This is a genomic window from Neobacillus piezotolerans (genome assembly GCF_003362805.1).
Lineage (GTDB): Bacteria > Bacillota > Bacilli > Bacillales > Cytobacillaceae > Bacillus_D > Bacillus_D piezotolerans.
In genome coordinates this window covers 1-23,520 of sequence record NZ_QNQT01000007.1, presented here as the reverse complement: position 1 = coordinate 23,520, position 23,520 = coordinate 1, and the positions used below count along the sequence as shown (strand labels likewise).

At 46.7% G+C, this 23,520-nt stretch carries 28 protein-coding genes, 2 pseudogenes and 1 riboswitch; of the genes and pseudogenes, 29 read left to right on the top strand and 1 reads right to left on the bottom strand.

Annotated features, from left to right (window positions below):
* Nucleotides 1-3 precede the first annotated feature (3 nt).
* The 28 genes and pseudogenes from DRW41_RS15000 (at nucleotide 4) to perR (ending at nucleotide 21,830) form a co-directional block, all read left to right on the top strand.
* Nucleotides 4-795 carry a flagellar hook-basal body complex protein gene (locus tag DRW41_RS15000; protein WP_115452831.1) on the top strand — a complete coding sequence of 264 codons (792 nt, stop codon included), beginning with the start codon at nucleotides 4-6 and terminating at the stop codon, nucleotides 793-795.
* Between the two features lie 231 nt (nucleotides 796-1,026).
* Nucleotides 1,027-1,115, top strand: a riboswitch (cyclic di-GMP riboswitch).
* Nucleotides 1,116-1,224: 109 nt separating this feature from the next.
* Complete coding sequence (gene fliM, locus DRW41_RS14995) at nucleotides 1,225-2,196, top strand: flagellar motor switch protein FliM (RefSeq protein WP_115452830.1); 972 nt, start codon at nucleotides 1,225-1,227, stop codon at nucleotides 2,194-2,196.
* 85 nt (nucleotides 2,197-2,281) lie between these two features.
* Nucleotides 2,282-2,545: pseudogene (gene fliN / locus DRW41_RS14990) on the top strand (flagellar motor switch protein FliN); the annotation flags it as partial.
* A complete protein-coding gene (fliT, locus tag DRW41_RS14985) occupies nucleotides 2,542-2,910 on the top strand; it encodes a flagellar protein FliT (protein ID WP_115452828.1) in 369 nt (122 codons plus the stop codon). The pseudogene fliN (DRW41_RS14990) and the gene fliT, both read left to right, overlap by 4 nt.
* Before the next feature lie 14 nt (nucleotides 2,911-2,924).
* Nucleotides 2,925-3,293 (top strand): flagellar export chaperone FliS, encoded by a 369-nt coding sequence (gene fliS, locus DRW41_RS14980; RefSeq protein ID WP_222928852.1) that lies wholly within the window; start codon nucleotides 2,925-2,927, stop codon nucleotides 3,291-3,293.
* Between the two features lie 33 nt (nucleotides 3,294-3,326).
* On the top strand, nucleotides 3,327-3,719 hold the full coding sequence (flgB, locus tag DRW41_RS14975) for a flagellar basal body rod protein FlgB (protein ID WP_245959455.1): 393 nt from the start codon (nucleotides 3,327-3,329) through the stop codon (nucleotides 3,717-3,719).
* Nucleotides 3,720-3,726: 7 nt separating this feature from the next.
* Nucleotides 3,727-4,161, top strand: a complete 435-nt coding sequence (gene flgC, locus DRW41_RS14970; protein ID WP_115452825.1) for a flagellar basal body rod protein FlgC — start codon at nucleotides 3,727-3,729, stop codon at nucleotides 4,159-4,161.
* 15 nt (nucleotides 4,162-4,176) lie between these two features.
* Nucleotides 4,177-4,470, top strand: a complete 294-nt coding sequence (gene fliE, locus DRW41_RS14965; protein WP_115452824.1) for a flagellar hook-basal body complex protein FliE — start codon at nucleotides 4,177-4,179, stop codon at nucleotides 4,468-4,470.
* Between the two features lie 31 nt (nucleotides 4,471-4,501).
* Nucleotides 4,502-6,088, top strand: coding sequence for a flagellar basal-body MS-ring/collar protein FliF (gene fliF, locus DRW41_RS14960; RefSeq protein ID WP_115452823.1), 1,587 nt, complete (start codon nucleotides 4,502-4,504; stop codon nucleotides 6,086-6,088).
* Nucleotides 6,089-6,099: 11 nt separating this feature from the next.
* A complete protein-coding gene (gene fliG / locus DRW41_RS14955) occupies nucleotides 6,100-7,101 on the top strand; it encodes a flagellar motor switch protein FliG (RefSeq protein WP_115452822.1) in 1,002 nt (333 codons plus the stop codon).
* Nucleotides 7,102-7,171: 70 nt separating this feature from the next.
* Nucleotides 7,172-7,843 (top strand): FliH/SctL family protein, encoded by a 672-nt coding sequence (locus DRW41_RS14950; RefSeq protein ID WP_181884572.1) that lies wholly within the window; start codon nucleotides 7,172-7,174, stop codon nucleotides 7,841-7,843.
* Entirely contained in the window at nucleotides 7,836-9,161 is a 1,326-nt protein-coding gene (gene fliI / locus DRW41_RS14945; RefSeq protein ID WP_115452820.1) for a flagellar protein export ATPase FliI, read from the top strand. Before DRW41_RS14950 ends, fliI begins: the two co-directional genes overlap by 8 nt.
* Entirely contained in the window at nucleotides 9,158-9,604 is a 447-nt protein-coding gene (gene fliJ, locus DRW41_RS14940) for a flagellar export protein FliJ (RefSeq protein WP_115452819.1), read from the top strand. The genes fliI and fliJ overlap by 4 nt, the downstream gene beginning before the upstream one ends.
* 60 nt (nucleotides 9,605-9,664) lie before the next feature.
* The gene (gene fliN, locus DRW41_RS14935; protein WP_115452818.1) at nucleotides 9,665-10,012 is read left to right on the top strand and encodes a flagellar motor switch protein FliN; all 348 of its coding nucleotides are present in this window, start codon (nucleotides 9,665-9,667) and stop codon (nucleotides 10,010-10,012) included.
* 14 nt (nucleotides 10,013-10,026) lie between these two features.
* Nucleotides 10,027-10,602, top strand: coding sequence for a flagellar biosynthetic protein FliO (locus DRW41_RS14930; RefSeq protein ID WP_181884571.1), 576 nt, complete (start codon nucleotides 10,027-10,029; stop codon nucleotides 10,600-10,602).
* On the top strand, nucleotides 10,599-11,360 hold the full coding sequence (fliP, locus tag DRW41_RS14925) for a flagellar type III secretion system pore protein FliP (protein WP_115452816.1): 762 nt from the start codon (nucleotides 10,599-10,601) through the stop codon (nucleotides 11,358-11,360). Before DRW41_RS14930 ends, fliP begins: the two co-directional genes overlap by 4 nt.
* Before the next feature lie 11 nt (nucleotides 11,361-11,371).
* On the top strand, nucleotides 11,372-11,641 hold the full coding sequence (gene fliQ / locus DRW41_RS14920) for a flagellar biosynthesis protein FliQ (protein WP_115452815.1): 270 nt from the start codon (nucleotides 11,372-11,374) through the stop codon (nucleotides 11,639-11,641).
* 13 nt (nucleotides 11,642-11,654) lie between these two features.
* A complete protein-coding gene (gene fliR / locus DRW41_RS14915) occupies nucleotides 11,655-12,419 on the top strand; it encodes a flagellar biosynthetic protein FliR (protein ID WP_181884570.1) in 765 nt (254 codons plus the stop codon).
* Nucleotides 12,420-12,431: 12 nt separating this feature from the next.
* Nucleotides 12,432-13,514: pseudogene (gene flhB / locus DRW41_RS14910) on the top strand (flagellar biosynthesis protein FlhB).
* 11 nt (nucleotides 13,515-13,525) lie between these two features.
* Nucleotides 13,526-15,556: a flagellar biosynthesis protein FlhA gene (gene flhA / locus DRW41_RS14905; RefSeq protein WP_115452813.1), complete on the top strand. Its 2,031-nt coding sequence runs from the start codon at nucleotides 13,526-13,528 to the stop codon at nucleotides 15,554-15,556.
* A complete protein-coding gene (gene flhF / locus DRW41_RS14900; RefSeq protein ID WP_115452812.1) occupies nucleotides 15,553-16,734 on the top strand; it encodes a flagellar biosynthesis GTPase FlhF in 1,182 nt (393 codons plus the stop codon). Before flhA ends, flhF begins: the two co-directional genes overlap by 4 nt.
* A complete protein-coding gene (locus DRW41_RS14895; RefSeq protein ID WP_115452811.1) occupies nucleotides 16,694-17,563 on the top strand; it encodes a MinD/ParA family protein in 870 nt (289 codons plus the stop codon). The genes flhF and DRW41_RS14895 overlap by 41 nt, the downstream gene beginning before the upstream one ends.
* A 62-nt stretch (nucleotides 17,564-17,625) precedes the next feature.
* Nucleotides 17,626-18,333, top strand: coding sequence for a sigma-70 family RNA polymerase sigma factor (locus DRW41_RS14890; RefSeq protein ID WP_181884569.1), 708 nt, complete (start codon nucleotides 17,626-17,628; stop codon nucleotides 18,331-18,333).
* 255 nt (nucleotides 18,334-18,588) lie between these two features.
* Complete coding sequence (locus tag DRW41_RS14885; protein WP_245959454.1) at nucleotides 18,589-18,999, top strand: potassium channel family protein; 411 nt, start codon at nucleotides 18,589-18,591, stop codon at nucleotides 18,997-18,999.
* A 115-nt stretch (nucleotides 19,000-19,114) separates the two neighbouring features.
* Nucleotides 19,115-19,582 (top strand): thioredoxin-dependent thiol peroxidase, encoded by a 468-nt coding sequence (gene bcp / locus DRW41_RS14880; RefSeq protein WP_115452809.1) that lies wholly within the window; start codon nucleotides 19,115-19,117, stop codon nucleotides 19,580-19,582.
* 196 nt (nucleotides 19,583-19,778) lie between these two features.
* Nucleotides 19,779-20,726, top strand: a complete 948-nt coding sequence (locus DRW41_RS14875) for a D-2-hydroxyacid dehydrogenase (protein WP_115452808.1) — start codon at nucleotides 19,779-19,781, stop codon at nucleotides 20,724-20,726.
* Nucleotides 20,727-20,728: 2 nt separating this feature from the next.
* On the top strand, nucleotides 20,729-21,283 hold the full coding sequence (locus DRW41_RS14870) for a cob(I)yrinic acid a,c-diamide adenosyltransferase (protein ID WP_115452807.1): 555 nt from the start codon (nucleotides 20,729-20,731) through the stop codon (nucleotides 21,281-21,283).
* Nucleotides 21,284-21,389: 106 nt separating this feature from the next.
* The gene (perR, locus tag DRW41_RS14865) at nucleotides 21,390-21,830 is read left to right on the top strand and encodes a peroxide-responsive transcriptional repressor PerR (RefSeq protein WP_115452806.1); all 441 of its coding nucleotides are present in this window, start codon (nucleotides 21,390-21,392) and stop codon (nucleotides 21,828-21,830) included.
* A 50-nt stretch (nucleotides 21,831-21,880) separates the two neighbouring features.
* On the opposite strand, the gene DRW41_RS14860 is transcribed toward perR, so the two are convergent.
* Complete coding sequence (locus DRW41_RS14860) at nucleotides 21,881-22,228, bottom strand: YgzB family protein (RefSeq protein ID WP_115452805.1); 348 nt, start codon at nucleotides 22,226-22,228, stop codon at nucleotides 21,881-21,883.
* Between the two features lie 156 nt (nucleotides 22,229-22,384).
* Between DRW41_RS14860 and DRW41_RS14855 the strand changes: the two genes are divergently transcribed.
* Nucleotides 22,385-23,248 (top strand): nucleotidyltransferase-like protein, encoded by an 864-nt coding sequence (locus DRW41_RS14855; RefSeq protein WP_115452804.1) that lies wholly within the window; start codon nucleotides 22,385-22,387, stop codon nucleotides 23,246-23,248.
* Nucleotides 23,249-23,520: the final 272 nt, after the last annotated feature.

The following is a 23,520-nucleotide window of genomic DNA, read 5'->3' as shown; positions in this document are numbered from 1 at the left end:
ATTATGCTACGCTCACTAAACTCTGGAGTTTCAGGCCTCAAAGCCTTCCAAACAAAGCTGGATGTCATTGGTAACAACATCGCGAACGTCAACACAGTCGGTTTCAAAAAAAGCAGGGTCGTATTCGAGGACATTTTTAGCCAGACGGTCAAGGGTGCGAGTGCCCCAACCGCTACACCCCAATCCGGGGGTACAAATCCAATTCAAGTAGGACTTGGAACGAAGGTAGCGAGCATCGATACGGTTTCCACTCCTGGAAGCCCTTCGACAACGAACGTGGGAACCGATTTATATATCGATGGTGACGGATTCTTCCAGGTAAGAGATGCATCAGGCAAGCCTTACTTAACAAGGGCGGGAAATTTTATGCTTGATCAAAACAGGCAGCTTGTTAATCCAAATGGGATGCTCGTTTTGAATGAGGCGAACAATCCCATCACAATTAATGCGACCGATGTTTCATTTTCAATAAGCAAGGACGGATCGATTGTCGGGGTGGACGCAAACGGAGTAGCCACCACGTATCCAAGTAAAATTAAATTGGTTAAAGTTGATAATCCTGGTGGATTAAGTAAGGTTGGCGGCTCATTATATTCCGAAACACCAAATGCCAAGATAAATGCCACGGCGCCTAGGACAGCCCAAATCATTTCCGGCGCACTTGAAATGTCAAACGTTGACCTTTCCGAGGAAATGACGGATATGATTACAGCGCAGCGCGGTTTCCAGGCGAACGCAAAAATAATTACAGTTTCCGATTCCGTTCTTGAAGAATTGGTGAATCTAAAACGTTAAGATTATGTAAAAAGGGTGAACACCGTGAGCTGGTGTCACCCTTTTTGTGAGTATTTTCATAGAAAATGTCAAAAATATGTATATCATTCGATTCATTTCGTGTTTTTATGACCGTTTTTTTAAAAACGCCATTGAAAAATTTTTTACCAGGTGATATATTTCAGTTAAATTACAAAAAAAGTTGGAAAAAGTCACAAAAAATTCTAATTTGTATTAAAAAGTTCAAAAAAAATTCGATAATGGCAAACCTGGAGAAATCCAGCGACGCAAAGCTAAAGGGGCTAAATTGTTAATAAACAGTATGCTAGCCAGCTGCCGAAATTAGGTTAGTCCTGAAAAATTCGAAGGGCGAAGCTATTCTTCGGGATAGCCTTGCCCTTTTTTGATGCTAGATTATTTTTTATTTTTTGAAGTCAGGAGGTTGATAGAGTGGGTTTGAAAATTTCCCAGTCTCACGAAGGTTTGAATCCGGATGGAACAGCAGCCATTAAAGTCTATGATTTTAAAAAGGCCTTGCGTTTTTCGATGGAACAGGTAAGGGTTTTAACAAGAATTCACGAAAACTTTGCCTACCAGCTTGCATCATTTGTCTCCGCCGAGCTGCGTTCGATTGTTCAGGTTGAAGTGGGTTCAGTTGAACAAATGCTTTATGAGGAATTCATCAATGAGCTTCCCGCAACAACGATCTTGAGTGTGTTTGAAGCGAAGGAGCAGGAAATCCGGATGGTTCTTGATATGAATCCCGGAATGGCATACGGAATGATTGACCGCCTTTTGGGAGGAAAGGGTGCTCCTAAAGAAGTAGAACGTACTTCCTTGACTCCAATTGAAACCAATGTCTTGAAACATTTGCTGGAAGGGGTTGTTAAAACCCTCCAAAAAGCGTGGAATGACATTATCACCTTGCAGCTTAGATTATTAAACCTCGAAACGAACCCGCAATTTTTGCAGCTTGCGATACCGACAGAAACGGTCATCGTTGTCATTTTTCAAATAACCATTGGAAACAAGATTGAATCAATGCGGCTATGCATTCCATACATTTTGCTGGAGCCGTTTATCCCTAAATTGTCATCCCATAACTGGTATGGCCATAACAAATGGGTGAAAAGCAAGGAAGAAAGCGAGTATTTGCAGGAACGGATTGAACATTTGGCCGTACCTCTCATCGTTGAATTGGGCCGGGCGGCGATTACTATGGAGGAGCTTCTGGGACTCTCGGAAAACGATGTTATCCAGCTGAACCAGCTCGTCGATGATCCCCTCCATGTAAAGGTAAATGAGGAAACGAAATTCCTGGCCCATCCGGGGATGAGGAAGTCGCGTGTCGCTGCGAAAATCGAGAAGGTGATAGAAGGAGATACGAATAATGACGGAAAATGGGAAACTCACACAAGATGAAATAGACGCCCTGCTTGGTGATACGGGCGGGGAAGCATTCCAATTCAGCGAACTGGAGCCTGATGTCGTAGGCAGGAATTTCGATGATAGCATGAACATGGAACTTCTCCTCGATATTCCACTCGAAGTGGTCGTTGAATTGGGAAGGACGAAGAAAAAAATAAGCGAAGTTCTTGAATTGACAAGCGGGTCGATTGTGGAACTTGAGAAAATGGCCGGCGAGCCGGTGGACGTTTATGTAAACAATAAATTGATCGCGATTGGCGAGGTTGTCGTCATTGATGAACACTTCGGGGTGCGGATTAAGGAAATCATGCGCCCAGCCGTGAAAGAAGCTGGCAAAAGATGAGTGGCGAAATAGAGGAAAAGCTGGCCCAGCTTAGGCGGTTTGGCTCCATTTCCGACAAACTGCTCGAAGCTCTCAGTAACGGAAGCAATGAGAATGTGGCTTCCCTCCTGGAAGAAAGGGATGCCTGCATTTCCTTCATCAGCGGGCTGGACAAAGAACCGGGGGGGCCATTCACGGATGGCCGTGTCGAACTTCTCCTAAAGGAATTATCGGCAAAGGAAAAGGAATTGAATAGCAGATTCAAAGAAACGCTGCGGAAAATGTCCAGAAATATCCGGGATGTCAGGCAGGAGCAATATGTGACAAAGCAGTACGATGATTGGATGCCGGCAAACGAGGGCTATTTTTACGATAAAAAAAGTTGATTGGAGGCAATAGTGTGAATCCAAGCGAGATTTATCAGCGGAATCAGGTTACAACAGCGAGGCCGGAGGAATTGACCCTTATGCTGTACAATGGGGGAATTAAATTCCTGCAGCAGGCGAAGGCCGCGATTGATAAGAAAGATATCGCAAAGGCGCATTCCCATATTACCAGGGTGCAGGATATTGTGACTGAACTGATGGTGACCCTGAACATGGACTATGAAATCTCAAAAACCATTCTGCCTTTATACGAATATATGAAGCGCAGGCTGATTGAAGCAAACATGGCAAAAGATTCAGAGATACTCAATGAAATAGAAGGCATGTTCCAGGAGCTGCGGACGACATGGGCGCAGGCAATGAAGCAGGCAAAATCGGTGTAAGCCGTTATCGGCGGCCCGAAATAAGGACGGCAGGTGAAAAAGTTGAATACGATAGGCCTTATAACAAGCGCGCTTGATGCTTCCGCATTAAGGCAAAAAACGATATCCAATAACATAGCCAACGTAGATACCCCGAAATTTAGGGCTTCAAGGGTTGCCTTTGAAGAAATACTTCAGAAGGAAATGAATAGCAGATTCTCAGGAAAGCGTACCGACGAAAGGCATTTCGCAATCGGTGCTCAGGGCGGGATTCCGTCAGCGAAACTGAAACAGGAAGGTCATATTTTTCAAAATAGCGGCAACGGCGTTGACATTGACTATGAAATGTCGCAGCTGAGCCAAAACACGATTTGGTATCAATCACTGACGTACGGGATAAATGAGGAGTTCAATCTCATAAAAACCGCAATCAGGGGAAGGAGCTAATTAGGCAATGTCCATTTTCCAATCACTTTCAATTAGCGGCTCTGCATTGACAACACAGCGTTTAAGGCTCGATGTGATTTCCTCGAATATTGCGAACGCGAATACAACAAGGGGAGAGTTCGTCAACGGCGAGTGGGTGCCCTACCGCAGAAAAATGGTCGAAGTGTCCCAGGGGAATTCTCCTTCCTTCGCCAACTATTTGCAGAAAGAGCTGACCGGCGTACGCGCGACAAGGATTGTCGAAGACCAGACACCTTTTAAAGCCGTTTACGATCCAACCAATCCCGACAGCAATGAACAGGGATACGTATTCATGCCGAATGTCGACATCACAAAGGAAATGGTGGACATGATGTCCGCCTCCAGGGCATACGAAGCGAACGTAACAGCGTTCAACGCCGGCAAATCAATGCTTGTCAAAGCACTTGAGATAGGCCGATAAGGAGGATTTTGAACAATGAATATTTCCAGCATCCAACCATACAATTCCAATTTCCTGACTATTAACAAGCAGCAAGGCGCCTCAAATGAAGCTTCATTCGGGACGATGCTGAACCAATACATCCAGGACGCCAATCTGGCAGTCAAGGATTTCGAAGGGAAAACGGCGGCCCTTGCAAGGGGCGAAGCCGTAAATCTTCACGATGTAACAATCGCGGCCCAAAAGGCCAATATCGCGGTTGCCCTTACAGCCCAGGTACGTGACAGGGCTGTGGAAGCATACCAGGAAATCATGAGAATGCAAATCTAATCATGGAAATATGTAGCAAAGTGGAGCGGCCATGAATCAACAATTACTGCAATTCAAACAAAAATATCAGGGACATTGGAATGCAACCGGCAAAAAACAGAAGTATTTATACATCGGTTCTTTTATTGGTATTATCGCGATTCTCTCTTTGACGATTTATTTCCTGACTCGGACGGATTATGTACCTTTATACAGCAATGAAATGAGCCAGAAGGAAATCGGTGACATAAAGGCGGCCCTTGACAAGGAAGGCTTTGCCGACTATAAGCTCGACACAAGCGGGACCCGGATCATGGTGCCTAGGGAAAACGCCGCGGACCTGCAAGTTTCAATGGCCGCGAAAGGCCTCCCGAAAACGGGGTCGATCAGTTTTTTCGATATGACCAAAGACCTTCAGTTCGGAGCGACGGACCGCCAGCTTGATGCGATGGAACGTGAGGCGCTTCAGAGCGAAGTCGCCGATCTCTTGAGGCATGTCGATGGCGTGAAAAACGCCGCTGTTGTTATTTCCACGCCTCAGGACAGCCTGTTCGTCCGTGAGGATAATAAAAAGTCCGCATCTGCATCAGTTGTCATTGAAATGGAGCCGGGCTACCAGCTCGAACAGCAGCAAGTCCAGGTGCTTTACCATCTTGTTTCAAAAAGCGTTCCCAACCTTCCGAAAGAAAACATTGTCATGACGGACCAGGATGGGCGCGGACTGAATGTCCAGGATGAATCAACAAAAGTACTCGACAACTATGAAATGCAACGAAAAATCCAAAAGGATATTGAAACGGATATTCAATCAAGCCTGCAGCAAATGCTTGGGACGATTATCGGCCAGAACAAAGTTTTGATCCAGACATATGTAAGGTTGAACTTTGACCAGGTCAAGACAAAAGAAGATCTTGTCCAGCCAGCCAACGATGCGTCCAAGGAAGGCATCGCAATCAGCGTCGAAGAAATATCGAAAAAATATAACGGAAGAGACGCTGCGCCGGCAACGACCGGAACCGGAGAGACAGACATACCGGGTTATGCCACACCAGGAGGCGGGCAGGAAAACAGTTCCGAGGAATTGGAAAAACGGGTCAACTATGAAGTGAACAGGATTTCCAATGAAATCGTCCAAAGCCCGTATAAAATTGAAGATATTACAATCAACGTCGGCGTCGAACCGCCGGATCCGAAAAATCCGGATTCATTGACGCTTGTCACGCAAAGAAGCATCCAGCAAATTCTTGGGAACGTTGTGCGGACGGCATTGAGCGATAATCCTTCTCTTCAGGACCAGGATATTGAATCCAGGATTACTGTTTTCGCAAGGGAATTCAGCGGAAAAGCGGAATTGCCGCAAGCCGAAGAAACAGGAAGTCCATTCCCGGCCTGGGCAATTTATGCCCTTATTGGCGCCGTTTTGTTAATGGCCCTCCTTGTTATATACCTCGTCAAGAGAAGGAATAAACATGAATTTGAAGAAAATGATCCATTTCCAGAAATTGAAGCTGCCCGATTGGAAGCTGCCGTTTCTGTTGAGGATCAAAAAGTTGTTATCAAGAGACAAATTGAGGGGATGGCCAAAGAGCAGCCTGATGAATTTATTGGCCTGCTCAGGAATTGGCTTTCCGGTGACTAAGGGGCGATAAGATGGAAAAGTACACAAATACACAGAAGGCAGCCATCTTACTGCTTTCAGTAGGGCCGGACGTCTCGGCGGGAATCATGAAAAACCTGGATGAAAAAGAGATTGAGGCGATTACAAAGGAAATTACCAGCCTTCGCAAGGTGACATCTAATGTAAAGGATCAAATCATGAAAGAATTCCACCAGCTTGCCGTTGACGCGAACCTTGTATCTTATGGCGGGATCGATATTGCGACCGACCTGCTTAAACGGACGTTTGGCCCCGATAAGGCGGCGGGCTTCCTGAAGCGGATGGACGGCAGCGCCGATGACAAGCCGTTCAAATTTATCCAAAATGTCGAGCAGATGCAGATTTTCAATCTGCTCCAGTACGAAAATGCACAGACAATCGCTCTCGTCCTGTCCTATCTTGATCCTGAGAAGGCAGCCGCGACACTGTCGGCTTTCCCATCCGAACGGCAGATCGAAATTGCGATGCGGATCGCGATGATGGATACGGCCTCGCCGATTATTGTCCAGCAGGTCGAAGAGGTTTTAGAGGAGAAGCTGAACATGACCAGCTCGCAAATGCATGACGCGCAAAATGGAATCGACTCCATTGTCAGCATCCTGAGCAGCGTTGACCGAGGTACGGAAAAGAACATCCTTGACACGCTGCAGGAGGAAGAGCCGGAGCTAGCCAATGAAATCAAGCAAAGGATGTTTGTGTTTGACGATATTGCCTATCTGGATAACCGCTCGATCCAGCGTATCCTTATGGATGTCCAGAACCAGGATCTTCCGCTCGCGCTGCGCGCAGCGTCACAAGGAGTCAAGGATACAATCTTCCGGAATATTTCCAAGCGCCGTGAGGAGAGCCTCATGGAAGAGCTATCTTCGACAGAACCGGTGCGCCTGAAGGATGTCGAAGATGCGCAGGGCCGGATTGTGTCTGTCATAAGGAAGCTGGAAGAGGAAGGAACAATCATCATTTCTCGAAATGGGGCAAAAGACCTTGTCTTCTAGACTTCTTAAATCATTCAATGTCAAAACGGAAACATCCCGGATTGTTGTTGGAATTCCCGCTCCCGTTCCTATGGGTCATTCTACGGAACCGGAAGCGACGGCACAGCCCGAGGCTGTGTTCGAGGATATCTCGCTTGAACTTGAAAAGCAGAGGGAAGACACCAGAATTGAACTGGAAGAATGGATAAGCAGTGAGCGCGAAAGGTTCCTGATTCAGCTGGAGGAAGAAAAAAGGCGCGGCTATCAGGAAGGCTACCAGCTTGGGATTGAGGATGGAAGAAACGATGCAAAGGCACAATTTATATCGGAACTTCAGAAAGCTGCATCAATTTTGGATTTGGCCTATCAAGAGAAGGAACAGTTAATACGGGAAGCTGAGCCTTTTGTGATCGAACTGGCGATTGATATCGCGAAAAAAGTCCTCCAGCAGGAGCTGCATACAGCCCCGGACGTACTTATTGGCCTGATCAAACAAACACTTGCCGATGTATACGAGACAGACGCCTTTTCAATCGGCGTGGCGCCGGAGGATTTCCCTTTTGTCCAAAAGCAAAGAAAACAGCTTTTGGCAGTCGACAATGGACAAGTCGAAGTTAAAATCTTTCCCGATTACTCAGTCGAACAGGGGGGCTGCATTATCCGGACGTCATCCGGAAGCATTGACGCCCGCCTTGATATGCAGCTAAGCGAGATTAAAAAAGCACTCCTTTCCTATCAGCAGGAGGTCAGGACAAGTGAGTAGATGGGATATTAAAGCATATCGGGATGTTCTTGAAACAGTCAACCCAATTAAAATGAACGGCAAAGTGACCCAGGTCATTGGCTTGACCATCGAGTCGCAAGGCCCGGATGTCAAGTTGGGGGACATTTGCCATATTTACTCTCCCCAGCAGAATAAGCCAATTAAAGCCGAAGTCGTCGGCTTCCGGGACCACAAAGTTTTACTGATGCCGCTCGATGTACTCCACTCAATCGCGCCCGGCTGCGATGTCGTCTCGACAGGGAAGCCACTGACTGTAAAGGTAGGGATGGACCTGCTTGGAAAAGTGCTTGACGGACTTGGCAATCCGATGGACGGCAGCGGCCTTCCATCCGGACTCCTTGAAGCGGGCGCGGACAACCTGCCGCCTAATCCATTGGCAAGGCCGCGAATCGCCGAGCCTTTAAGTGTCGGAATCCGGTCGATCGATGGCCTGATGACTGTTGGGAAGGGGCAAAGGGTCGGGGTTTTCGCAGGAAGCGGGGTCGGAAAAAGCACGCTTCTTGGCATGATCGCCAGGAACACGGAAGCGGATGTGAATGTCATCGGCCTGATTGGCGAAAGGGGAAGGGAAGTGCTTGATTTCATCGAGCGTGACCTCGGCGAAGAAGGGCTTAAAAGATCTGTGGTTATTGTCGCGACTTCCGACCAGCCAGCGCTGATCAGGATAAAAGGCGCGATGATCGCGACAGCCGTCGCCGAATTTTTCCGCGACCAGGGAATGAATGTAAATCTTATGCTCGATTCGGTCACACGGTTCGCAATGGCCCAGCGTGAAATCGGGCTGGCGATTGGCGAGCCTCCGACAACAAAGGGTTACACACCTTCTGTATTCGCCTTGCTGCCGCGCCTTCTCGAACGGGCGGGTACAAACGCAAACGGGAGCATCACCGCGTTTTATACAGTTCTTGTTGATGGGGATGACATGAATGAGCCAATCGCTGACACGGTCAGGGGTATTTTGGATGGTCATATCGTACTTGACAGGAAGATTGCCCAAAAAGGCATTTATCCCGCCATTGACATTTTATCAAGCATCAGCCGCGTCATGAAAGATATTGTCGGCAAGGAACATCTGAGCGCCGCTGAAACGTTAAAAAAGCATATGAGCGTTTACCGGAAGGCGGAGGATTTAATCCAGATTGGCGCCTATAAACGGGGAACGGACCGCGAAATCGATCAGGCCATCGATGTAAAAGGCTGGATCGACGGTTTCCTTAAACAGGGGACCGATGAAAACTCAAGCATGGATTCGACGATCAATCAGCTACTATATCAATTCGGGGTGAATAGCCAATGACGTTCCATTTTCCATACGAGCATATTCTTTCGCTTAAAGAAAGGGAGAAGGACCTTTCCTTATCCGAGATGGGTTTACTGATAATCAAAAAAGAAGGAATCGAGAAGGAGCTCCATTCCCTCGCGCAAAAGCGGCATGATTGCATCTCCCAATGGGAGCAGGTCGAGGGGGGCACTTTCATTTCGGATATCCTCCAGCAAAATGAATACCTTGATTTCCTTGATTTGAAAATCACCCGATTGGAAGCGGAATTAAAGGCAGTCGAACAGGATATTGCCGAACAGAAGGAAGAGCTTCTTTTAAAGCAAAAGGAAGAAAAAACCTGGCATCTCCTCCGGGAAAAGTCATTGGATTCATACATGGAACAACAGAAAAAAATCGAACAGGATTCGCTAGATGAAATAGCCGCTATCCGGCATTATCACCAAAGACTATCTTTATAAGAAAAAGGGGAAGCCTGATTCAGGTTGGGCAAGGCCCATGGGCGAAAGGAGAAAAGGAGCATGGCGGAAAAAAGAAAAGGCCAATACGGCTCTGTTCAATCAGTCCAATTCTCGCCGATCATTGAACAGCCTCAGGCTGCCGCGGGAAATAATGAAATCAAAATGCTTACCGATGTCTCGCTTCAATTGGGATTCGAACTTGGAAGGACGACAAAAACGGTAAGGGAAATACTCGAGCTCAAGAAAGGCTCGGTCGTCGGCCTGAACAAGCTGGCCGGAGAATATGTCGATGTATTGGTAAACAATCAGCGGATTGCCACAGGTGAAGTCGTCGTAATGGATGACAAATTTGCAGTAAGGATAACCGAAGTCATTTCAGAACGTGATAAAGAGAAAAAGATCAGGTGAGAGGATCAGGACTTGTGAGTTGGAGAAAAACGATTTTATTGCTGGCAGCGGGCCTGCTCTTCCTGCTTGTGCCGTTAAGCCAAGCATCAGCCAAGGAAAAAAGCATTTATGATGTGTTGGAAAAGAAATCTAACGATGAAAATAATGAAAGTGTTCAAATAAATGAGCCGGAAGAAACATCCGTGCTTCCATATGCTTTGAAATTTATCTTTTCTTTCTTATTAATAATAGCCCTTCTTTATTTCGTATTAAGGTACCTTTCAAAAAAGACGAATCAGTTTAACCAGGGAGGGCCCTTCCATGGGATCGGAGGGCATTCCCTTGGCAACAACCGTTCTGTCCAGTTATTGATGGTAGGGGACACGCTCTACATTCTAGGGGTCGGAGAATCTATCAATCTGTTAAGGATGGTTCCTCCCGGTGAGGAACAAAAACGCCTGCTTGAAATGGTGGCCGAAAAACAGGGCGACCCGATTGCTGATTGGGGAGCGAAGCTGAAAAAGACATCACAGGAAAAATGGAATGAACTCCTTCTTAAACAGCTGAAGGATGGGAAGCCAAATTCAGGCAAGGGGAACGGCGAAAAATGAATACAACAGGAATTTTTAAAAAAGCTGCTATTCTCGTCCCGTGCCTATTTTTTCTGGTTCAGCATACTGCTTTTGCTCAGACACCAATTCCAGGAATCAATTTGGAGATAGGCGGATCAGGGGCCGAGGACGGCGCCGCGACTTCCATAAAACTTTTGCTTATGCTGACCGTCCTCTCGGTGGCGCCGAGCATTCTGTTGTTGATGACCTCATTTACGAGGATCGCGATTGTCCTGTCCTTCGTTAGGACCGCGATTGGGACGCAGACTATGCCGCCCGCACAGGTCATCATGGGCCTGAGCATGATTTTGACGTTTTTCATCATGGGGCCGACATTCCAGGAAATCAACAAGGAAGCATTTCAGCCTTTTTTGGCCGGAGACATGCCCCAGGAAGAGGCGTTCGAAAAAGCGTCCGGCCCAATTAAGGTCTTTATGGCAAAGCAAACGAGGGAAACCGACCTTAAGCTTTTTCTTGAATACAGGGATACAGGAAAGATTGACAGCATCGAGGATATACCCCTTACATCCCTTGTCCCGGCATTCGCCATTAGCGAATTGAAAACAGCTTTCCAGATGGGTTTTTTGATTTTTATTCCATTTATCATAATTGATATGATCGTTGCCAGCGTTTTAATGGCGATGGGGATGATGATGGTCCCGCCTTCACTCATTTCCCTGCCGTTTAAAATCCTCCTCTTCATCCTTGTCGACGGTTGGCATCTGGTCGTAAAATCATTGTTTGTTAGTTTTAGTTAAGGAGAATTGCTATGACACCTGACAGCATCATGGGGCTTGCCCAAAGCTCGATTTACCTGACATTGATGATTTTGGCGCCCGTTTTGGGGGTGGCGCTGGTTATCGGATTGGCGGTCAGCATCTTCCAGGCGGTCACCCAAATCCAGGAGCAGACGCTCGCCTTCACGCCGAAAATCGTTGCCGTATTTGTAAGCCTTCTTTTCTTTGGTCCATGGATGCTGACCCATTTGGTGGATTTTACGAGGAATATCCTGTCCAACCTGACAAGTTATATAGGGTAGTGATGTGTAAATGATGAATTATCTACCTTTTTGGCTCCTGGTATTTGTCCGGCTGGCCAGTTTCTTTCTGGCGGCGCCTGTCTGGAGGGATCGGCAAATTCCGCCGCAGTTTAAAATCGGGTTTGCGTTTTTTGTAACCGTCATGGTTGCGGGGACAGTGGAGCCGGCCCATATACCGGATTTGGATTCAGTCTACCTTCTGCTTGTATTGAAAGAGACCGTGGTTGGGATATCCCTCGGCATGCTAACTGCTTTCCTGCTTTACGCCATCCAGCTCGCGGGAAGCTTTGTCGACCTTCAGAGCGGGCTTGCGATGTCAACGCTCTTCAATCCCCAGACGGGGGTTCAGGAACCTATTACAGGACGTTTCTATTATGCCATGGCGATGTTGTTCTTTTTGTCGGTCGACGGCCACCATATTCTTTTGAAAGGCGCGGTGGCAAGTTTCCAATGGATACCGGCGGAGCTTTGGCTGCCGGCGGGAGCGGCGGGAAGCATGGCGGCACTGTCTATTTCCATTACGAAAAACATGTTTTGGATAGCTGTCTTGATTGCTTCCCCGGTCATGGGAACGATTTTCATGGTCGATATCGCGCTTGGCATGCTCTCAAAAATGGTGCCGCAGATGAATCTGTTTGTTGTCGGCATCCCGATAAAACTTCTTGTCCACTATATAGTGTTATTCATAACCATGCCCGTATTCTTTTTTGTAATGGGAAAGCTAATCCGCACCATGACCCATTCAATTGAAAGTATTTTCAAAATCCTGGGCACTTAAAGGAAGGTCATCATGCTCCTACGGCTTGATTTGCAGTGTTTCGCCGAGAAAACCGAAAAAGCAACACCCCGCAAAAAGCAGGATGCCAGGAAAAAAGGCCAGGTTGCCAAGAGTACGGATTTATCCAATGCCCTGGTGCTGCTGGGATCATTTTCATTCCTGTCCTTCTATGGGGAACTCGCGGGGCCAAGGATACTCAGACTTTTCACGAGCGGGTTATCAGACGGCCTTCTTTGGGATTTAACTGAAGAATCGACCGCCCTTCTTTTTAAAAACATCCTGGTCGATGCGGTTTTGATTGCGGCGCCGATAGTGTTTATCGCCTGGCTTGCCGCTATCGTTTCAACCATATCCCAGGTAGGTTTTTTGATTACCTGAGAGTCGATTAAGTTCGACCTGAAAAAAATCGATCCCATCTCCGGGGCGAAGCGGATTTTTTCAATGAGAAGCCTTGTCGAACTGTTAAAGTCGATCCTTAAAGTTGTGTTGATCGCGTCTGTTGCCGGGATGTACCTTTGGAATCAGCGGGGAGTCGTGCTGAAACTCCCGCAGATGGATCCGTTTTTGGTTGTTTCAACGTTAGCCAGCCTAACCTTCAAGATGGGAATGATTGTGTCGTCCGTTTATTTGGTGCTCGCGGTGGCGGACCTTGTTTATCAAAGGTATGAGCATGCGAAAAACCTTCGGATGTCAAAACAGGACATCAAGGATGAACACAAGAAAACAGAAGGCGATCCGTTAATAAAGCAGAAAATCAAGGAAAAGCAAAGGCAAATCGCGAGCGCGAGGATGATGCAGGATGTTCCGAAAGCGCAGGTAGTGGTCACGAACCCTACCCACTACGCGGTTGCGATTGCCTATGAAGCCGGAAAAATGGCCGTTCCGGTCGTTGTGGCCAAGGGCACCGACTTTCTTGCCTTAAAAATAAGGGAAATAGCCAAAGAACATCGTGTAACCATTATGGAAAACAAGCCGCTGGCAAGGTCGCTCTACGCGGGGGTCGAAGTCGGCGAAGAAATACCGGAAGAACTTTTCAAGGCAGTAGCGGAAGTATTGGCCTACGTCTATCGGGTTAAAGGAACTTTAAGCAAGTAGAGGGTGACGGAATGACGATGAAAAACCTGGGTGTCCTGGTGGCTGTCATACTGATTGTAGTAATGATGGTTATCCCGATACCAACAGTTATGCTGGATATATTGCTTATATTGAATCTTTCGATGGCCATCATGATCCTTTTGATTACGATGAACACGAAGGAACCGCTGGATTTTTCAATTTTCCCATCCATTCTCTTGCTGACCACCTTGTTCCGTCTCGCCTTGAACGTATCGAGCACGAGGTCGATTCTCGATAAGGCCCACGCGGGGAAGGTCATTGAAGCATTTGGGAATTTCGTCATCGGCGGAAAACCGGTTGTTGGATTCATTGTTTTTCTTATTCTTGTAATCATTCAATTTATTGTTATAACAAAAGGATCGGAACGTGTCGCGGAGGTTGCGGCCAGGTTTACCCTGGACGCAATGCCGGGGAAGCAGATGAGCATTGATGCCGACTTGAACACGGGAATGATCAATGACCAGGAAGCAAGGGCGCGCCGCAAGAAAGTTGAACAGGAAGCGGATTTCTACGGGTCAATGGACGGGGCCAGCAAGTTTGTAAAAGGCGACGCCATTGCCGGGATCATCATCCTGATTATTAATATTACGGCTGGATTTGCAATCGGCATGACAACCCACGGTATGGATTTATCGGAAGCGGCAAGCACCTATACACTTCTCTCGGTCGGGGACGGACTCGTCAGCCAGATTCCCGCTTTGCTCATTTCAACAGCGATGGGAATCATGGTCACAAGGGCAGCATCGGAAGGAAGCCTTGGAGACGACTTGTCGAAGCAAATGTTTTCCTACCCTTTCCTTCTTTACATCGTAGCGGGGGTCATCGCCCTACTCGGATTGCTGACGCCAATCGGGATTATCCTTACATGGGGGATGGCCGGTCTGCTTGCGTTCGCCGGCTATAAAATCCAAAAACGCCAGATGAATGGGGAGACGGAACTGGAAGGCCACCAGGTTGAACAGGAACTTGAAGAAGTTCGGAAGCCGGAAAACGTCTTCAACCTTTTGCGCGAGGACCCAATTGAATTCGAATTTGGAATTGGGCTGATCATGCTTGCCGATGCAAACCAGGGAGGCGATTTGCTAGACCGGGTGGTGGCCATCCGCAGGCAGATCGCGATGGAGCTTGGACTCGTCGTCCCAGTCATCCGCATCCGCGATAATATCCAGCTTCAGCACAATGAATATGTAATAAAAATAAAAGGCAACCAGGTTGCAAGTGGAGAAATACTCCTCGACCATTTCCTCATGCTTAACCCGGCTGATGAGGAACATGGAATCATAGGAGTTGAAACAACAGAGCCAACATTCGGGCTACCCGCCTTGTGGATCACGGAAGATCAGAAGGAAGAGGCTGAATTGTTCGGTTACACGGTCATTGACCCATCTTCCGTTATTAGTACCCATCTGTCTGAAACGATTAAAAAATACGCCCATGAAATTTTGGGCCGGGAAGAAACGAGCCAGCTGATCAGCCATGTGAGGGAAACGCATCCTTCGCTAATTGAGGAGCTAATCCCGAATGTCCTTAGCATTGGGGATGTGCAAAAGGTTCTTCAAAAGCTGTTGAAGGAAAATGTTTCGATCAGGAGTCTTTCCGTTATTTTCGAGGCGCTTGCCGAATATGCGTCCTATACGAAAAACACTGATATCCTGACTGAATATGTAAGACAGTCGCTGTCCCGCCAGCTGACCTACCAGCATGTTCAAAATGGGGTAATCCATGCGATCCAGGTCGGGGCGGGAATCGAGAAAAAGCTTGCTGAATCGATTCAGCGGACCGAGCAGGGAGACATTCTGGCAATCGATCCGGAATCCGCGAATCAGTTGATTGGGACATTCACGGAATCAATCCAGCAAATGGCGGAAATGGGCATCCGCCCGGTGATCTTGTCATCGTCGGGAATCAGGATGTATGTCCGGCAGCTGCTTGAACGGGCATTCCATGATATTCCGATCCTATCTTACAATGAACTCGAGCCGACCGTTGAAGTGAAAAGTGTTGGAGTGGTGAAGGCATGAAAATAAAAACGTATATCGTCAATAATCTGACTGAGGCTTATCCGCTTATTTTTAAAGACCTCGGCACAAGCGCATTCATCCTGAATTCAAAGGAAATCAGGTCAGGAGGCATATTTGGATGGTTTGGCAGGAAGCAAGTCGAGGTTGTCGCTGCCGCGGACATTTCGAAAGAAACCCCTACCGCTGAGGAAAAACCGCAACATGAGTCCCAGCGAATGGATTTCTTTATGGCGGCGGATACCGCCAAAACGGAAATTCCCCCGGAAAAGGAAGTGCTGAGGGAAATTTCCGAGATGAAGGGCCTCATTCATTCCATGATAAAAAATGCTCCCGAAGAGAAAAAGGCGCCAGGGCCCCTCGATAAGTGGGTGCAACACTTGGAGGACCAGGAAGTCGATCGGGAGGTTATCCAGTATATCGTAAAAAAAGCGGAACAGACGGGTAAAAAAGCCAGTGAGGAAGAGATGGGAAGGCTGGTTTTCAAAATCGTCACAGAGCTATTACGGGAAGGATTGGCGACTGAACCTGAAAAAGGCGCCACCGCGGGCCAGCCGTCATTAATCACGCTAGTCGGCCCGACCGGAGTAGGAAAAACAACGACCATTGCCAAACTGGCCGCCGCCCGCGCCTTCCAGAAAAAACAGAAGGTCGGCTTGTTGACATCGGATACGTTCAGGATCGCGGCGGTGGAACAGCTTTTGACCTATGCCGATATTCTGAATATCCCTCTTGAAGTGGTCATGAAGGAAGATGAGCTTGAAACCGCGATGAAAGCGATGAAAGGCCGCCATGTTGTCTTCATGGACACCGCGGGGCGGAACTATTTGGAGAAACAATATATTAATGAAGTAAGCCAGTTTTTGCGTTACGATACCCGCCAGGAAAATTACTTGGTTTTAAGCATGACATCAAGGTGGAGAGATATGAAGAACATCGTTGAACAAATGAAAGCAGTCCCTATCGATAAATTGATTTTAACGAAATGGGACGAAACGGCCTGTTACGGGGCAGCCCTCAATATGGCATACCATTATCCGTACCCTTTAGCCTTTATTTGCACAGGACAGGAAGTTCCGCAGGACATTGTGCCCGCCGAAGCGGAGTTTATGGCGAAAAAATTGTTGGGGGTCGAAGAGAATGCTGCAGGACCAGGCGTATCATTTAAGGCGATTGTCTAATACCCTCAAGCCCGGAAAAGAGAAACATTCCAGGGTTGTAACGATTGCGAGTGGAAAAGGCGGAGTCGGAAAATCCAATTTTACGTTGAACTTTGCCTTGTCCCTGATGGAGTTCGGGCAAAAAGTTGTCGTCATCGACCTCGATATCGGGATGGCAAATCTGGACATTTTAATGGGAGCCGCGCCAAAGGCCAATTTGATGGACATGATCAGAGAGCGCAAAAGCATTTGGTCCGTTTTGGAGAAAGGCCCGCTTGGGCTTGAATATTTGGCTGGTGGTTCAGGCTTCCATAGCCTTTTCCAAATGACAGGCGAAGAACGGGACTATTTTTTCGAAGAGCTCGGAAAACTTCATGGCTATGCTGATGTCATTTTAATAGATACAGGAGCGGGTCTGACTATCGAAGCGCAGCGATGCCATCTGGCGGCCGATGATATCATCCTGATAACGACTCCGGAACCGACTTCCATGGCGGATGCCTATTCGGTCGTTAAAATCCTGCACAGCCAAAAAAAATCCCTATCTTTCCACCTTCTTGTCAATCGGGTTTCACATCAAAGGGAAGGGATGGAAGCAGCCGGAAAATTCAAGATGGCTGTCCAATCCTTTTTAAATAAAGAATTAAAAATCTTCGGTGCCATGCCGGATGACTCCCATGTTACCAAGTCGGTGTTGAAGCAGGTGCCATTTTATCTAGAATATCCCCGCTCCCCAGCTTCGGCTATGCTAAAGAAGCTTGCTGAACGGTTTGTTAACGGAATCCCTGATCAGCAGGAAAGCGGCGGCATAAAAGGCTTTATCCGAAGCCTCTCAAAATTACTGCACTAATGATGGCTAAACATACTTTGAAGACAATGGACTCTCGGAATCAATGGAAAGGGGGAAGCATATTGACTTGGAATGCGGAAAAGGAATTAAATCAATATATTCCATTGGTTCATATGGTTGTATCCCAAATGAAGAGGAAATTATCGGACAAAGCGGATGAAAGTGAACTGTTTTCCTTTGGAATGACAGGGCTTTGGGATGCGGGGCTGAAATATAACCCGGGGCAGGGCGTGAAGTTTGAAACATACGCCGTACAAAGAATAAGAGGCGAAATCCTTGATGGGCTTCGGCAGACGGACCATGTTTCACGTACTTTAAGAACGAAAGAAAAGAAAATCCGCAAGGCGGTCGAGGAATTGGAACAGGTATATTTGCGCAGGCCGACAACAACGGAAGTCAGCAAGTATCTCGGCATCAGCCAGCAGGAATTTGAACAAACCCAAATGCAGCTTTCCTTCATCAACCAAGAATCATTGGACGAGCCGTCCGACCGGGACGAGGACGCTCCTCTCCGGCAAGTTGAAGACCAATCAATGGTCAGGCAGGATGAGTGGGTCGAGTCAAAGGAACGCAAACAGATTTTGGCTTCGATGATCGACTCTCTGCCTGAAAGGGAAAAGCTTACCCTCGCGCTTGTTTATTATGAAAACCTGAGCCTAACGGATGTGAGCGTCGTTCTAGGGGTGCATAAATCCAGGGCTTCCCAGCTGCACCAGCAGGCCATCAAGCGCCTTCGCAAGCAGATGGAGCAACAAGGGTTTGATTGGTAATATGAACAGGATGACGTTGGCCTGTTTCCGCTTTAGGCGGAAACGGGCTTTTTGCTTTTCTTTGATTGTGTTGGCCATTATGCTTCCATAACGGCTCTAATCCCGGACAAGTTTGCATAGGATAAAGTGAACCTTCCATCAGCGATGTTTTTCCGCTGATGGTTAGGTGAACCAATCGGACCTTTAGGGACAGTTGCCCTTTAGGGCTTACTGTCCCTTAAGAGTGGGATAAAGTGGCTGAAGAATTTTGGGGTGGTGGACCTATTGTATTTTGCACTGATGGTCGGGACGGGGGTTTGCTTGTTTATGAGCCTTCGGACATTGTTCGTTCCAAACAGGATGAGGGGCGGAAATTTCCTATCGCTTGAAAACTTCCTCTATCTAGGGATGGTATATTTTACGGTCCTGGTCGGATTTGGGATGGTGTACCTCATATTCGGCCTGTATGCTGAACCGGTCATAACGGAGGCGAACGGTAATGGCGGCGTCAGCTTTTTGCAAAAAGCGGGAATGGCCGTGTATTTTAGCGCCATGACCCTCTTTTCCGTTGGCCATGGCGATGTGGTGCCTCTTGGCGCTGGCCGGTTTATTGCAATCCTCGAAGCACTTGTTGGCTATACGATTCCAGCCGCTTTTGTGGCAAGGGCGGTTTTGGAAAGGGAATAGGGGACAATGAATTCTCTTTGAATTGGATTTCCTGGCCTCAAAGGCATCAAAGTTGTACAAATACTTCTATTTGGTTAGTCTAAAGGCAGAATCATTTTTGAATGGAGTGAATGTGATGACTGTCCAGACAGGAGCAGCAGCACCGAATTTCAGCCTTTCATCAGTGGATGGCAGCCAGGTAAGCCTGGAGGATTTCAAGGGGAAGAATGTAGTCCTTTATTTTTACCCAAAAGACATGACACCTGGATGCACGACGCAGGCATGTGATTTCCGCGATTATCACAAAAGTTTCGAAGATGTGAATGCAGTGGTCATCGGCATCAGCCCCGACCCGGTCGAAAGCCATAAGAAATTCATCGACAAATACGATTTGCCATTCCTGCTGCTGGCCGATACGGACCACAGTGTGGCGGAGGCATTTGGCGTTTGGAAGCTCAAGAAAAACTTTGGCAAAGAATATATGGGTATCGAAAGAAGCACGTTTGTAATTGATAAAGAAGGCAGGATTGCCAAGGAGTGGCGCGGAGTCAAGGTGAAGGGACATGTTGAGGAAGCGCTCGAATTTGTCAGGGCAAACGCCTGAGGCCTATTTTTACAGGAAAAGGCTACTGTCCATGCAATTTGACTGTAAGCGAATACGTTATAGTAGGGCATACCTCCTCAGATCAATAGCTTTAGAGCCGGATAATCCGGCTCTCTTTTTTTATTTTGCAATCGTTTTGAATATTTCAAGAAATCACCTGGGAATGGTATGATTGAGAAAAAACAGGGGTGTTTTTATGAACATATTGTTTACATTCGTACCGCCTGAAACCGTCCAGGAAGGCATTCGCCAAGAATATTCCGATTTTGCGATTCACTTCAGCAGGATTGGTTCAGCAGCGGATTTTCTACCGGAAGCTGAAATTATCGTTACATACGGGGAAGATTTAAATGAGGACTATATTGAAAAAGCTAGAAAGCTGAAATGGATTATGATCATGTCGGCAGGTATGGAAAAAATGCCATTCGAAGCCTGCGCCAGGCGGGGAATCCTAGTGACTAACGCTAGGGGAATCCATAAGATCCCGATGGCTGAATTTACAATCGGCACGATGCTCCAGCATGTCAAGCAGTTCCCGGCAATCCGGAGAAATGAAGAACGGGAAGAATGGGACAGAAAGGTCAAAGTCGGCGAACTTGCCGGAAAGCATCTCCTCGTCCTTGGGATTGGCGCCATCGGCGGAGAAACGGCCAGACTGGCAAAAGCATTCAGAATGAAGGTCACAGGAATCAACCGAAGCGGCAGAGAACATAAAGATGCAGACCAAACCGATACATTTCAAAATATTGAAGCGTATCTGCCTGACGCCGATTTCATCGTTTCCGTCCTGCCAAGCACGGACGAAACATACCATTTGCTGAATGAAGAGCATTTCCGGTTGATGAAGGAAACGGCAGTCTTCATCAATATTGGCAGGGGGAATCTCGTAGAGGAAGAAATTCTTCTTAAAGTAATGAAGGAGCGGATTATCGCGCACGCTTATCTCGATGTTTTTCAGACCGAGCCGCTGCCTAAAGGCCATCCTTTTTGGAAAATGGATAATGTTACAGTTACACCGCACATTTCAAGCATTACGGAAAACTATCTGCCTCGGTCGCTCGAAATTTTCAGGCATAATTTCGAAGCTTACCGGAATAACCACGGTAGCTATATAAATGTAATTGATTTGTCGAGGGGGTATTAAGGTTGAAGATCTACACGAAATCCGGGGATAAAGGAACGACATCCCTCATTTATGGAAGCAGGGTCTCTAAGGATGATGCGCGGGTGGAAGCTTACGGAACATGTGATGAAACGAACTCCGCGATTGGCCTCGCCCTCTCGCTTTTACAAAATGAATTTTTTGAAGGCAAGGATGAAATCGTTGCCGTGTACCACAAGATTCAGACGCAGCTATTTCATGTTGGCGCGGAACTCGCGACTCCTGAAGGAAAGGAAGTAAAATGGTCACTTTCCGGGGATGATATTGAAATAATGGAAAAACAGATAGATGAATGGGATGCGAAACTGCCGCAGCTAACGAATTTCATCCTTCCGGGCGGCCATCCGGCTGGCGCGGCATTCCATGTTGCGAGGACTGTAGCTAGGCGGGCAGAACGGGCGGCTGTTTCATTGGGTGATTCAGTGAATCCTTTGGTGCTCGCTTATTTAAACAGGCTTTCCGATTTCCTTTTTGTGACGGCCAGATACGTGAACATGAAGCTTGGGGCGGAGGAAAAAACATTGCATCAATCGCAGTGATTGGATATAGGCCTATCGGAGCAGGCATATTGACAAATGCGCCCTTTTGCATATAAACTAATTATAACAATTATAATTTAAGAATTTATGTATAGAAGAGAGGTGCATGTCGGTGCCGCAACATCTAAAGGAAGCATTGGAAGTTTTAAAAGAAACTGGTGTACGAATGACTCCACAGCGTCATGCAATACTGGAATATTTAATTCAATCCATGTCGCACCCGACTGCCGATGACATTTATAAAGCGCTTGAAGGAAAATTCCCGAACATGAGCGTCGCGACGGTTTACAATAACCTCCGCGTCTTCAAGGAAGTGGGGCTCGTCAAGGAATTGACATACGGCGATGCTTCAAGCAGGTTCGATTTTAAAACATCCGAACATTATCACATCATTTGCGAAAAATGCAATAAAATCGTCGACTTTTATTATCCTGGCCTGGACGAGGTCGAACATCTCGCTTCCCATGTGACAGGCTTTAAAGTCGCCCACCACAGGATGGAGATTTACGGGGAATGCCCTGAATGCTCCGCTAAGGAAGCGCACTAATTCCAAATCCATACTTAAACGCCCGGATCAGCAGATCCGGGCGTTGTTTTTTAAAGCTTCTTTTTATTATAGGTTTCATCGAATTCTTTTCCTTCGAGATCCCGGTCAAGAGTAAGCGGCTCGCGGCAGTACATGCACATGTCAACCCTGCCGAGCATTTTCGTATGTTTTCCGCAATTCGGACAAACAACCTGGATTGTTTTTGTTGAAAGCATCCCGATCCAAAAGTAGACAATTGTACTCGCGATAATAAATAAAAAGCCGACAAGCATAAATATTGTCATTATAACCGGTGATGTCCGGAAAAAGATGCCGCCATACATGACAATAAATCCTATGAAAATAAGGCTAAGCGCAAAAGTGCGAATTTTATTGATTTTACTTGAATACTTCCCCATACGATTCCCTCCCGATTCTTAACTATACCATACAAGCTCATTTGGCGGAACTTGGGATAAGCTTTTTAGGAAGAAGGAAAATTGGTTTATATTTGTGGAAGGAAAAAAAGAAATAATTGTCGAAACTATAGCTATCAATGTTTTGGAGGAAAGACCATGGAAGATATCCTTCGCCCCATTTACCAGGAAAGGGCCAGCCAATCGAATACACTTGGGATTTTATTGGTGGAAAAAAAAGAAAAGTACAGCCCTTCCACCGATTTTTTTGACGCAATCCTTCTCGTGATTGTCAATGAAGCAGAAGAACCAATAACGATAAAACATTATTCCTATAAGGAAGAAAAAGCCGCCCTTCATACAATAACCGAGGATAAGTTAAGGGAGTGGATGCTCCTTGGCACGAACCGGAAAATTTTCGAATGGCTATACAGCGCCAAAGTTGTTTTTGACAGAAATGAGTACATTAAAAATTTGCTAACGGAATTCAGGGACTTTCCTTTTTATGGCCGCAAGATAAAAATGGGAATAGAATTTGCAAAGCTGATCCGCCGCTATTTGGACGGCAAGGCATTCTTTGAAAATGGCCAATACCTTGACGCCTATAATCATGTTGTCCATTCACTTCACCACCTAGCACGGCTAGCGGTCATCGAAAGCGGCCTCCATCCTGAATTGACTGTATGGAACCAGGTGAAGCAAATTGACCCACAGCTGTTCAAGCTTTATGAAGAACTGGTTACAAGCGAAGAGACAATGGAGAAACGGCTTGAGCTTTTGTTCCTCGCGAGTGAATTTCTGATACACTCCCGGACACAGGTGGGGGCGAGCCATCTGTTGAGTGTTCTTAAAAAGAAGGATACTTGGACAATCGGGGAAATCATGAAGGATGAGGAACTCATTCACTATTCGGTTGATTTAAGCGTCCTTCTCGAATACCTCGCTGAAAAGCATATGATTGAAACTGTTCCGGTTGAAACAAAAAGCCCTGGTTTGTATCATAGATATTACAAGGTTGTTTAATGAAGGGGAAATTATTATTTTAAAAAAGTAAAAAGGTATTGACCTTTATGTGGAATCTTGTTATATTAATATCCGTCGCTGCGAAACGAACAACTTAAAAGTTCGCTGGCGGCGGATAAAAAAATTATTGACACAGCATACGAGGTTATGATATATTATAAAAGTCGCCTCAATGCGATACGGTGAATTTGCTAGTAAAATGAAATTCACAGTGAAGGCAATATTGTTCTTTGAAAACTAAACAAACAAGCGTCAACAAACAATAATATAGT